This is a genomic window from Enterobacter sp. MGH85 (assembly GCF_001037655.1).
GTDB lineage: Bacteria > Pseudomonadota > Gammaproteobacteria > Enterobacterales > Enterobacteriaceae > Enterobacter > Enterobacter intestinihominis.
In genome coordinates, this window is the sequence record NZ_KQ089925.1 from 1,250,747 (window position 1) to 1,263,140 (window position 12,394).

The 12,394-nt window shown below is 57.4% G+C and carries 8 protein-coding genes; 3 read left to right on the top strand and 5 right to left on the bottom strand.

Features of this window, described 5'->3' with window-relative positions; genetic code table 11:
• Window positions 1-541 precede the first annotated feature (541 nt).
• Complete coding sequence (malT, locus tag SK51_RS05795) at window positions 542-3,247, bottom strand: HTH-type transcriptional regulator MalT (RefSeq protein WP_022649640.1); 2,706 nt, start codon at window positions 3,245-3,247, stop codon at window positions 542-544.
• A 573-nt stretch (window positions 3,248-3,820) separates the two neighbouring features.
• Here malT and malP point away from each other — a divergent pair.
• Both malP and malQ read left to right on the top strand, forming a co-directional pair.
• Window positions 3,821-6,214 carry a maltodextrin phosphorylase gene (malP, locus tag SK51_RS05800; RefSeq protein ID WP_023307121.1) on the top strand — a complete coding sequence of 798 codons (2,394 nt, stop codon included), beginning with the start codon at window positions 3,821-3,823 and terminating at the stop codon, window positions 6,212-6,214.
• Between the two features lie 9 nt (window positions 6,215-6,223).
• Window positions 6,224-8,302 (top strand): 4-alpha-glucanotransferase, encoded by a 2,079-nt coding sequence (gene malQ, locus SK51_RS05805; protein WP_023307120.1) that lies wholly within the window; start codon window positions 6,224-6,226, stop codon window positions 8,300-8,302.
• Between the two features lie 111 nt (window positions 8,303-8,413).
• Here malQ and gntT read toward each other — a convergent pair whose 3' ends face one another.
• From gntT to gntX, 3 genes are all read right to left on the bottom strand, one after another.
• A complete protein-coding gene (gene gntT / locus SK51_RS05810) occupies window positions 8,414-9,730 on the bottom strand; it encodes a gluconate transporter (RefSeq protein ID WP_023298788.1) in 1,317 nt (438 codons plus the stop codon).
• 305 nt (window positions 9,731-10,035) lie between these two features.
• Window positions 10,036-10,611 (bottom strand): Fe-S biogenesis protein NfuA, encoded by a 576-nt coding sequence (gene nfuA / locus SK51_RS05815; RefSeq protein WP_003861601.1) that lies wholly within the window; start codon window positions 10,609-10,611, stop codon window positions 10,036-10,038.
• Between the two features lie 61 nt (window positions 10,612-10,672).
• The gene (gene gntX / locus SK51_RS05820) at window positions 10,673-11,353 is read right to left on the bottom strand and encodes a DNA utilization protein GntX (RefSeq protein ID WP_023298787.1); all 681 of its coding nucleotides are present in this window, start codon (window positions 11,351-11,353) and stop codon (window positions 10,673-10,675) included.
• A 36-nt stretch (window positions 11,354-11,389) separates the two neighbouring features.
• On the opposite strand from gntX, the gene bioH reads away from it, so the two are divergent.
• Window positions 11,390-12,172, top strand: a complete 783-nt coding sequence (bioH, locus tag SK51_RS05825; RefSeq protein ID WP_023307119.1) for a pimeloyl-ACP methyl ester esterase BioH — start codon at window positions 11,390-11,392, stop codon at window positions 12,170-12,172.
• Here bioH and feoC read toward each other — a convergent pair.
• Window positions 12,147-12,383, bottom strand: a complete 237-nt coding sequence (gene feoC / locus SK51_RS05830; protein WP_015571443.1) for a [Fe-S]-dependent transcriptional repressor FeoC — start codon at window positions 12,381-12,383, stop codon at window positions 12,147-12,149. The genes bioH and feoC overlap by 26 nt on opposite strands.
• Between the last annotated feature and the right edge of the window lie 11 nt (window positions 12,384-12,394).

Sequence of the window (12,394 nt, forward strand, 5' to 3'; positions counted from 1 at the left end):
GCGCTGCGCTTACCCGACCTACAAATTGTTCTCCCTCTCCCTGTGGGCTGAGGGTTCCCCACAAATTAATGCGAGCACTGAGCAATCCCCTCGCCCCTCCGGGGAGAGGGTTAGGGTGAGGGGAACATACGGCGGTGGTGGTCATTCCGTTCACTTTATGTTCCTTGCTACTCTGTAACGACATGACCGGTGAACGTGCCAGGGTGGCTCAGTCGCCACCACCCTGGCGACCCGGGCTCCCGGCGGAAAATCGCCGCTTCGCGGTGCCCTCGGCTTATTCCTTCCGGCTTATCGGGTACGGGCGGAGGCAACGTCCCTGTAAAGCCGCCCTCTCGGCGCATCCCTGCGCCCTCTCGGCGCATCCCTGCGCCTCGCCCCGGCCGGAAGGCAAACGCCTCAGCGATTTACAGCCGGACCAGGGCATCGCTGACAGCCCTCAGTCATTTAGAAAGCAACTTTATTGCTTCTGCATAAAAAAATTACTGGGGATCCCTCAGCTCTGTGGGAGAGGGCCGGGGTGAGGGCATCAGGCCGCACAAAACTAAACTCCGTACCCCATCATCTTCAACAACTGCTGCGCATGCTGCACCGCGTCCTGACGGTGCGCCACGCCCAGCTTCTGATACAGATTGCGAATGTGCGTTTTGATGGTGGTTGCCGCCACCGCCAGCTCACCGGCTATCTGCTCGTTGCTGTAGCCTGAATAGATCAGCCCCAGCACCTGCCATTCACGCTGTGTGAGCGGGCTGGTGCGGATAAGCTCCGGCACTTCCGGATGGTTCAGCAGACGTTCAACAAAGTTCTCATCGAAGTGCGCAAACTTGTGGCGATGGTGCTGGTTGATCTCGCGCAGAATGCGCTGGGCGCGATGCTGATCGAGTTCCGGCAGCGTGTTGAGCTGAATCAGCTGGCGCAACTGCTGGGCCATCACTTCACCCTCAATCACAAAGTGGCTGATAAACCCGGTGCGGTTCGCCAGCTGCAACGCTTCCAGCAGCACGCGCTGGGCATCGTTTTTACGTCCCGCCTGCCAGTAAAGCTGGTTTAACAGCAGCAGGTTGCGGTTTAAATCGCTCATCAGGCGCAGGCTGCGGGCGTTTTCGTTTAACTCTTCCAGCACGATTTCGGCAGGCTCGAAGTCACCCAGCAGGATCTGCACGCGGGCAATATTGCGCCACTGGCTTTGCAGGAAGTGGTTATTGGCAAATTCTGGTTTAGGCGTGTGACGCAGCCAGTTGGCGGCGGACTTTTTATCGCCGGTCATCTGCCAGTAAATCACCCGGACCTTATCGGCGTTGGAGACCCAGTCGCTATGGTACTGCCCGTTGCCGAGCAGGTTTTCCAGGCGGTTAAGGTGGTTGCGGGCATTATCCAGGTCGCCGCGCGCCAGCGAGCACTGCACCAGCAGGGCCAGGCACTGGAGTTGCTGCTGCGGCTGGAAGCTCGAAAGCACATTCAGGCCCTGGCGGGCGCAGCTTTCTGCTTCATCCAGACGCGACCATGCCCAGAGCAGCTGAGCGCGAATACGCAACAGGAACTCGTGCATCGGCAGCTGTTCCAGATGCTGTTCACGGATCAGCTGGAACGCTTTCTCCTGGTTTTCCCAGGCGGCCTGCAGGAACCCCTGAGCAAATAAAATCTCGCTTTGCTGGATCAGGCTCCAGAGGGCGTAATGCCAGACATCGTGGCGGCGGGCCATCTGTTCGGTTTGCTGCATGAGCGAAAGCGAACGCGTGAGGTCGCCCTTACAATGCAGCACTTCGCCGTGTACCGAGGTGGCCACAATACGGCTGTAGAAATTCGCCAGCGGCAGCTCATCCAGCGCGACCATCGCCAGCCGTTCGGCTTCTTCCGGGTCGCCGTCGTTAATCGCCACCTGCGCACGCAGGGCGTTAAATTCGCCGTGCAGGGTGGCATCCATCTCGCTTTCCATTTCCTGCTCGGCGCGCGCCAGCAGGGTGTTCACTTCGCTGTAGCGATGCTGGCTCTGCATCAGCCAGGCCTGGAGCAGCACCAGACGCGGATTCTCCAGCAGGCTCTCCCACGGCAGCGCTTTTAACGACTCTTCCAGCAGCGTCAGTTCGCTGTGGTTGAACAGTCCCCACGCGTGGTTGAGCAGAATATCGCGCAGCATACCGGCATCTCCGGCGGCCAGCGCATGGTGGATAGCCTCGCTCGGGAAACCTTGCGCCATCCAGCTTTCGGCGGCGGCGCGGTGAATTTCTGGCAGCTCTGCGGCCATCTCCCACTGGCAACGCTGGCGCAGGAAGCTGCCAAACAGCGGATGGTAGCTAAACCATTCGCCGGGATCGTCCATTCGCGTCAGGAACAAACCCTGACGTTCAATCTCTTCGAGCTGAAGCTGCCCGTTTTCAATACCGGTGACGCGCACAATCAGCGCATCGTTCATCGAACGTAGCAGGGAGCTTTTCAGCAGGAAATGGCGGGTAGTGAGGTCTACGCTGTTGAGTACCTCATCCACCAGATAATCCGACAGGTGGCTGGCGTTGATGCCCGCCAGGCGGCGCGCGGACTGGTGCGTTGGGCTATTGTTTTGCCGCGCGGAAAGGGCAATCAGCTGAAGCGCCGTGGCCCAGCCTGCAACGTCATCACACAGGCGGCTGCTTTCCGACGCCTCAATCGGAGAAGTCAGACGGCAGTCAAAGAACTGTTTCGCTTCCTGATGGGTAAAGGCCAGCTGCTGACTGCCAATTTCCAGTAGCTGATCGCGCACCCGCAGGTTGGCAATGCCCAGCTGCGGAAGGTTGCGCGACAGGACGACCAGCGTCAGGTTTTCCGGCTGATGGCGCAGGAAGAACCGCATCGACTCGTGAATAACCGGGTTGGTGATCAGATGATAATCATCAATCACCACATACAGCGGGCGATGCCATTCGGCCAGTTCGATAAACAGCTGGGAGAACAGAGAGGACAGGCTGGCGTACTGGCGCTTTTGCACCATCACCTCGCTGGTGACGCAGTGTCCGTTGGTTGCCTGCTGAATCGCGGCAATTAAATAGCTGGCAAAACGCTCCTGCTGGTTATCACCTTCATCCAGGGAGTACCAGCCAAGATCGCTTTTACCTGCCGCCCATTGCGAAATGAGCGTTGTTTTTCCATAACCCGCAGGACTCGTAACCAGCGCCAGTCGGAAATTATGCGCACCGGAAAGTTTAGCCAGCAGGCGCTCGCGGACCACAGTATGGTCAAGACGAACCGGGCGACTTAATTTGGACGGAATCAACATAGTTTTCACTTCACTGTGGGGAACGAGAGAATTTATTTTTTTTGCGCTTCGTAATTAATATCTATAAGTTCGGCCAATAGAGGAACTATTGCAAGTTATGTCTGGGTTTGGAGGCTCTGAATTTGCACTCTGTCACAAAACATTCTCATCATTGGTGGAACTTTTCATAAATGGCTGGATGCCGCGCTGTTACTGGCTTGTCTGCATGGCGCGCGGTTGCGCTGAAACTGGTTTCAGAAAGAGATAATGACGGTGAAGTTAATTAACTTTGGGGAAAGTTGCTCTGGCTTAATAGTGTTGCTGGAAAGCCGCTGTACGTGAGAAATATTATTCTACGTAAGTAATCATTTCAGCGATGATTAATTTCCTCCGAAACTGCATTTCATTTCTTTGACGCTCTTCCGGGATCGCTTTTTCAGCGAAGCGCACACTTACACAGTGGCCTCGATCACACTTTTATGCTCATCCCCGCTACTCCTCCCTGCCTAATCCCCGACAGGAGGAGGAAGAGGCGCAATGAGCCAGGCACACTAGCGCCAAATGTGTTTTCTCTCTACAGGATGCCGATTCCCTATGTCACAGCCTACTTTCAACAAAGCTCAATTCCAGGCTGCCCTGACGCGTCAGTGGCAGCGTTTTGGCCTTCATGCTGCAAACGAGATGACGCCTCACCAGTGGTGGCAGGCGGTGAGCGGGGCGCTCGCAGAGCAGCTGGACGCTCAGCCCGCGACGAAGCCTGTGAAAGGCCAGCGTCACGTCAACTACATTTCGATGGAGTTCCTGATTGGCCGTCTGACGGGTAACAATCTGCTGAACCTTGGCTGGTATCAGGACGTTGGCGATGTGCTGAAAGAACACGACATCAACCTGACCGATCTGCTGGAAGAAGAGATTGATCCGGCGCTGGGTAACGGCGGTCTGGGACGTCTGGCAGCCTGCTTCCTGGATTCCATGGCAACCGTGGGCCAGTCGGCCATTGGCTATGGTCTGAACTACCAGTACGGTCTGTTCCGCCAGTCGTTCGCTGACGGCCACCAGATGGAAGCGCCGGACGACTGGCATCGTAATACTTACCCGTGGTTCCGCCACAACGCACAGCTGGATGTGCAGGTCGGGATTGGCGGGAAAGTCACGAAGCAGGGGCTCTGGGAACCAGCGTTCACCATTACCGGTGAAGCCTGGGATCTGCCGGTGCTCGGCTACCGTAACGGCGTGGCGCAGCCGCTGCGTCTGTGGCAGGCGAAGCACGCGCATCCATTCAACCTGACTAAATTCAATGACGGTGATTTCCTGCGCGCCGAGCAGCAGGGTATCGACGCCGAGAAGCTGACCAAAGTGCTCTACCCGAACGACAACCATCTGGCGGGTAAAAAGCTGCGCCTGATGCAGCAATACTTCCAGTGCGCCTGCTCCGTGGCGGACATTCTGCGCCGCCACCACCTGGCAGGCCGCAAGCTGGCGCAGCTGCCGGACTTCGAAGTTATTCAGCTCAACGACACGCACCCAACCATTGCCATCCCGGAACTGCTGCGCGTGCTGATCGACGAGCATCAGCTGAGCTGGGACGACGCCTGGGCCATCACCAGCCGCACCTTCGCCTACACCAACCACACCCTGATGCCGGAAGCGCTGGAGTGCTGGGATGAGAAGCTGGTGAAAACGCTGCTGCCGCGCCATATGCAGCTCATCAATAAAATTAACGACCAGTTTAACGTGCTGGTGGAGAAAACCTGGCCGGGCGACAAAGCCGTCTGGGCGAAGCTGGCCGTGGTACACAACAAACAGGTGCGCATGGCGAACATGTGCGTGGTAAGCGGCTTTGCGGTGAACGGCGTGGCCGCGCTGCACTCGGATCTGGTGGTGAAAGATCTCTTCCCGGAATACCACCAGCTGTGGCCGACCAAATTCCACAACGTGACCAACGGCATTACGCCGCGTCGCTGGATCAAACAGTGCAACCCGCTGCTGGCCGGCCTGCTGGACAAGACCCTGAAGAAAGAGTGGGCCAACGATCTGGACCAGCTCATCAACCTGGAAAAATACGCTGACGACGCGAAGTTCCGCGAGCAGTACCGCGCCATTAAGCTGGAGAACAAGGTACGTCTGGCCGAGTTCGTGAAAATGCGTACCGGAATTGAAATTAACCCAAATGCGATTTTCGATATCCAGATCAAACGCCTGCACGAGTACAAACGTCAGCACCTGAACCTGCTGCACATTCTGGCGCTGTACAAAGAGATCCGCGAGAACCCTCAGGCCGACCGCGTCCCGCGCGTGTTCCTGTTCGGTGCGAAAGCGGCGCCGGGCTACTACCTGGCGAAAAACATTATCCTTGCCATTAATAAAGTGGCGGCGGCGGTCAACAACGATCCGAAAGTGGGCGACAAGCTGAAGGTGGTGTTCCTGCCGGACTACTGCGTCTCTGCGGCTGAAATGCTGATCCCGGCGGCGGATATTTCCGAGCAGATCTCTACCGCCGGTAAAGAAGCGTCCGGCACCGGCAACATGAAGCTGGCCCTGAACGGCGCGCTGACCGTCGGCACGCTGGACGGTGCGAACGTCGAAATTGCCGAGAAGGTCGGTGAAGAGAACATCTTTATTTTCGGCCATACTGTTGAAGAAGTGAAAGCCATCAAAGCCAAAGGGTACGACCCGGTGAAATGGCGTAAAAAAGACAAAGTGCTGGATGCGGTGTTGAAAGAGCTGGAAAGCGGAAAGTACAGCGACGGCGACAAGCACGCGTTTGACCAGATGCTGCACAGCATGGACAAACAGGGCGGCGACCCGTACCTGGTGATGGCGGACTTCACCGCTTACGTTGAAGCGCAGAAGCAGGTCGACGTGCTGTACCGTGACCAGGATGCCTGGACTCGCGCATGTATCCTGAACACCGCGCGCTGCGGTATGTTCAGCTCTGACCGCTCAATCCGTGATTATCAGGCTCGTATCTGGCAGGCAAAACGCTAAGGAAGCGCGATGGAGAGTAAACGTCTGGACAGTGCCGCGCAGGCGGCGGGAATTAGCCTCAGTTACATCAATGCGCACGGCAAACCGCAGTCTATTGGTGCGGACACCAAAAGACGTTTGCTGGATGCCATGCACAAAACCGACGCGAAAGCGTCGGGAGCGCCGGTGCCGAACGTGAAGGTCTTTACCGCGGGCAAAAAGATGCCGCTGGCGGTGGAAGGACGCGGCGAGTTCAGCTGGCTGCTCACCACCGAAGAGGGGCATCAGCATAAAGGCCATGCCACCGGCGGCAAAACCCTCACCCTTCCGGCGAAGCTGCCGGAGGGCTATCACAGCCTGACGCTCACCCAGAATGACAGCCGCTTCCACTGTCGGGTGATCGTCGCGCCGAAGCGCTGCTATGAGCCGCAGGCGCTACTCGAAGGCAAAAAGCTGTGGGGCGCCTGTGTGCAGCTTTACACCTTGCGTTCAGACAGCAACTGGGGCATTGGCGATTTTGGCGACCTGAAAAAGATGCTGGCATCTGTTGGTGAGCGCGGCGGGGCATTTATCGGCCTCAACCCGATCCACGCCCTTTATCCGGCGAATCCGGAAAGCGCCAGCCCGTACAGCCCGTCTTCCCGCCGCTGGCTGAACGTGATCTACATCGACGTTAACGCATTAGACGATTTCAAAAACAGCAAAGAGGCGCAGGCGTGGTGGAAGCTTGAGACCACCCAACAGCTGCTGAAACAGGCCCGCGATGCGGACTGGGTCGATTATGCCTCCGTGACCGCGCTGAAAATGGCGGCGCTGCGTCTGGCCTGGAAGGGCTTTGCGAAGCGTGACGACGAGCAGATGGCAGCCTTCCGCCAGTTTGTGATGCAGGAAGGCGAGAGCCTTTACTGGCAGGCGGCGTTTGATGCGCTGCATGCGTATCAGGTCCAGGAGGATGAGATGCGCTGGGGCTGGCCGGTGTGGCCGGAAGCGTATCAGTCCGTGGATACCCCGGAAGTGAAGGCGTTCTGTGAGACGCATGCCGACGAGGTGGATTTCTATCTCTGGTTGCAGTGGCTGGCGTACAGCCAGTTTGCTGCCTGCTGGCAGGTGAGCCAGGGCTATAACATGCCGATCGGTCTGTATCGCGATCTGGCCGTCGGCGTGGCGGAAGGTGGGGCGGAGACCTGGTGTGACCGTGAACTTTACTGTCTGAAAGCCTCCGTCGGTGCGCCGCCGGATATTCTGGGCCCGCTTGGTCAGAACTGGGGCTTGCCGCCGATGGATCCACACGTGATGGCGGCGCGTGCCTACGAGCCGTTTATCGATCTGCTGCGCGCTAACATGCAGAACTGCGGCGCGTTGCGTATCGACCATGTCATGTCTGTGCTGCGTCTGTGGTGGATCCCGTACGGTGAAACGGCCGATCACGGGGCGTACGTGCAGTATCCGGTGGACGATCTGCTCTCAATCCTCGCGCTGGAGAGTAAACGTCATCAGTGCATGGTGATTGGCGAAGATCTCGGTACCGTGCCGGTTGAGATTGTCAGCAAGCTCCGCGACAGCGGGGTTTACTCCTACAAAGTGCTCTATTTTGAAAACGACCATGAGAAAACCTTCCGCGCGCCGAAAGCGTACCCTGAACAGTCAATGGCAGTCGCGACGACGCATGATCTTCCTACGCTCAGAGGCTACTGGGAAAGCGGCGACCTGACGCTCGGCAAAACGCTGGGCCTCTACCCGGATGAAGAGGTTCTGCGTGGGTTGTATCAGGATCGCGAGCTGGCGAAACAGGGGCTGCTGGATGCGCTGCATAAGCATGGCTGTCTGCCGAAGCGCGCCGGGCATAAGGCGTCGCTGATGTCGATGACGCCAACGCTTAACCGTGGCTTACAGCGCTATATTGCCGACAGCAACAGCGCGTTGCTCGGTCTGCAACCGGAAGACTGGATTGATATGGCGGAGCCGGTAAACATTCCCGGCACCAGCTATCAGTACAAAAACTGGCGTCGCAAGCTGTCCACTACGCTTGAAGCGATGTTCGCCGATGACGGAGTGAACAGGCTGATTAAGGATTTGGATAAACGGCGAAAAGCAGCCGCGAAGAAATAATAAAAAACCCGCCAGTGGCGGGTTTTTTATTGCCCGGAGGCGCTAACGCTTACCGGGCCTACAGGTATCGAGTAGGTCGGGTAAGGCGTAGCCGCCTCCCGACTCATGGCATTAAATCACCATATTCAACAGCAGCACCCCGACCAGACCGCACACCGAAATAATGGTTTCCAGCGCGGACCAGGACTTGATGGTTTCACCGATGGTCAGGTTGAAGTACTCCTTGAACAGCCAGAAGCCCGGATCGTTCACGTGTGAGAAAATCACGCTGCCCGAACCGACCGCGATAACCATCAGCTCAGGGCTTACGCCCGTGGTCGCAATCAGCGGCGCAACGATACCACCCGCGGTAATCGCCGCAACGGTTGCAGAGCCCAGCGCGATACGCAGCACCGCGGCAATAGACCATGCCATCAGGAGCGGCGATACGTTGGTTTCATGCATCATGGCAGCAATGTATTTATCCACGCCGCTGTCGACCAGCACCTGCTTAAACGCGCCGCCACCGCCGATGATCAGCAGCATCATGGCAATGATTTTGATGGAAGAGGTCAGCGTGTCGTTGATCTGATCCATGGAACGACCACGGTTAAGACCGAAGGTGAACATGGCGATCAGGACCGCAATCAGCGTTGCCATCACCGGGTCGCCCAGGAACTCCGCAACGGACAGGAACGCGTGACCTTTCGGCAGAACCATCTCTGCTACGGCACGCATTGCCATCAGGATCACCGGCACCAGAGAGGTCCAGACGCTGACGCCAAAGCCAGGCATCTCTGCATCTGTGAAGGTTTTGGCGCTGTACAGGCCTTCCGGGATGGGCTTATCAATGCCTTTCAGGAAGCGTGCATAAACAGGACCGGCCAGGATAACCGTTGGGATCGCCAGAATCGTACCGAACAGCAGGGTTTTACCCATGTCGGCGTGGAAGATGGTGGCGATAGCCGTTGGACCCGGATGCGGCGGCAGGAAGCCGTGGGTGACGGACAGCGCCGCAGCCATCGGTACGCCTACGAACAGCAGCGGGATGTTGGCGGCAGCGGCGATGGTGAACACCAGCGGCAGCATCAGGACGAAGCCCACTTCATAGAACAGTGCGAAACCGACGGTAAAACCGGTTAACACCACCGCCCACTGGATGTGCTGCTTGCCAAATTTATCGATAAGGGTAGTGGCAATACGCTGCGCGCCACCGCAGTCCGCGAGCATTTTACCGAGCATGGCGCCGAAGCCCATGATCAGCGCCAGGCTGCCGAGCGTACCGCCGACACCGGCTTTAATGGAGCTGATAACTTTAACCAGCGGCATTCCCTGCATCAGACCGACTGCAAGTGCCACCAGAACCAGAGCGATAAATCCGTTCATTTTGAAGCGGATCATCAAGAGCAGTAATAACACAACACCGATAGCGACGATGACTAATGGCATGATTGACCTGGCCTTTGAATTGTTATGGGTAACGTCATTGTTTCAACGACAAATTCCGGTTGTCCCAACTGGGAACAGAGTATTAACGGCACTCATACTGATGCCTGCGAAAACGATAAGTTTAGTCGGCTGTTATAAGGGTGTTGAGTGCCCATGGGAATGATACGGGTAACATGACGTGATTGAGAATCACCCAGGGAGGCAAAATTTGAATTATGAGACGCAGGTCAACATATAGAGGGGGAGGCAAGAAAAAGCAGGCCCGGTAAGCGCAGCGCCACCGGGCAATACAGACGGGCACTGAATTAGTAGTAAGAGTGCTCGCCGCGCTGGTGTTCGGTCAGATCGCGCACGCCTTTCAGTTCCGGGAATTCGTTCAGCAGCTGCTTCTCGATCCCTTCTTTCAGGGTTACATCGACCATGGAGCAGCCGTTACAGCCGCCGCCGAATTGCAGGATCGCCAGACCATCTTCGGTGATTTCCATCAGGGAAACACGTCCACCGTGGCCGGCCAGCTGCGGGTTGATCTGCGATTGCAGCAGATATTCCACACGCTCCATCAGCGGGGCATCGTCAGAGACTTTACGCATCTTCGCGTTTGGCGCCTTCAGCGTCAGCTGAGAACCCAGCTGGTCGGTGACGAAATCAATCTCCGCATCTTCAAGATACGGCGCGCTCAGCTCATCAACGTATGCGGTGAGCTGTTCAAATTTAAGGGCAGTGTCAGTTGCTTCCACAGCATCCGGAGGACAATAAGAGACACCACATTCTGCATTCGGAGTGCCTGGATTGATCACAAACACGCGGATCTGCGTCCCTTCTTCCTGATTTGCCAGCAGTTTGGCAAAGTGCGCTTGTGCAGAATCGGAAATACGGATCATAGCTTTGGCCTAATAGTTGACTAAATTACCTGGGTATAATCATACGCCCATTGAAGAAGGGCTACAAGGTACGGCACAGACACCATACCTGAACTGACGCGGCGCCGCTTTGCAAAAGCAGTCGGGAAAGTTCAGCCACGGTACTGCCCGTGGTGACGACATCATCCACAATCGCGATATGGAGACCGTTGACCGGCAATTCAAGGCGAAAGGCGTTTTTCAGGTTTCTTTTGCGCGACCGGGCGTTGAGCCGGTGCTGAACGGCAGTGGCATGAATACGTTTCAGCGCAGAGGCGGGGTACCGGCAACCCAGCCAGCGGGCGAGCGGACGGCACAGCAGGTCGCTCTGATTGTATCCCCGCCGCCAGTGCCGACGCTGAAAGAGTGGCACGTTCACGAGCGTGTCGACCGACGGTAGCCCACGCGTTCTTCGCGCCTGCAATACCGCCAGTAATAACAGGCGTGCCAGTGGCTGCGCCAGCGCGAACTGGCTGGAAAACTTAAACTGATGAACCAGACGACTCAGCGGCAAAACGTAATCATCCACCGCCACCAGCGCGCTCCACGGCGGCGCTTTTTTCAGGCATCGACCACAGGGAAGCGTCTGGCTTACGGCAGGCAAGCCGCATTGCGGACAGCCCTTCAGGTAACCCAGCGCTCCCGTGCAAACGGAACAGACGCCCCACGCGCTCAGCGCAAGTGGCATTCGGCATAGCCAACACAAGCCGGGCACTGTTAGCATACGCAACCTCCATGTGAAAAAAGAGAACGTTAACTGATGAAGACGCTGTGGTGGCAGACCGTTGGAACGGGAAATTGTCATCTTGTGCTGCTGCACGGATGGGGACTGAACGCCGAAGTGTGGCGTTGCATAAGTGAGGAACTGGCCTCGCAATTTACGGTACACCTGGTGGATCTGCCGGGGTATGGCCGCAGCCACGGCTACGGCGCGATGACGCTCGAGGACATGGCGGAGCAGGTTCTGGAAGCGGCGCCGCAAAAAGCCGTCTGGCTCGGCTGGAGCCTGGGCGGGCTGGTGGCAAGCCAGATTACGCTGCGCCATCCTGAGCGGGTGCAGGCGCTGATCACCGTTGCCTCATCACCCTGTTTCAGCGCCCGCGAGGCGTGGCCGGGCATCAAACCTGAGGTGCTGGCCGGGTTCCAGCACCAGTTGAGCGAAGATTTCCAGCGGACGGTGGAGCGTTTCCTGGCGTTGCAGACGATGGGAACTGAAACCGCCCGTCAGGACGCGCGGATGCTGAAGCAGACGGTGCTTTCCCTGCCGATGCCGGAGGTTGAGGTGCTGAACGGTGGACTGGAGATCCTGAAAACGGCCGATCTGCGTGAGCCGCTGGCGTCACTGACCGTGCCGCATCTGCGTATTTATGGCTATCTGGATGGGCTGGTTCCGCGCAAGGTGGTTCCGCTGCTGGATGCGCTGTGGCCGGAGAGTGAATCAATGGTGGTTGCCAAAGCGGCACATGCGCCGTTCATCTCTCATCCTGCTGAGTTTTGTTCGGCGCTGACCGGTTTTATCAGCGAAGCGTCCACCACTCCCTGAGGCAGGCTTTACCTTCCGGACAACTTTTACAACTGCCGGACAGACAACTGTCCGGCTCTTCCTGAATGCGCACGGCTTTCCCCATCGCCTCCAGCCTTTCCAGCATGGCATCGATCATCGGCTGCGGCGTATGCAGGCTGAGGCTGAGCTGCTTCGCCTCCATTCGTCCCTGTAACGCCAGTAAGTCACGGACCTGAATCAACGATGCCATCTTTTTTCCCC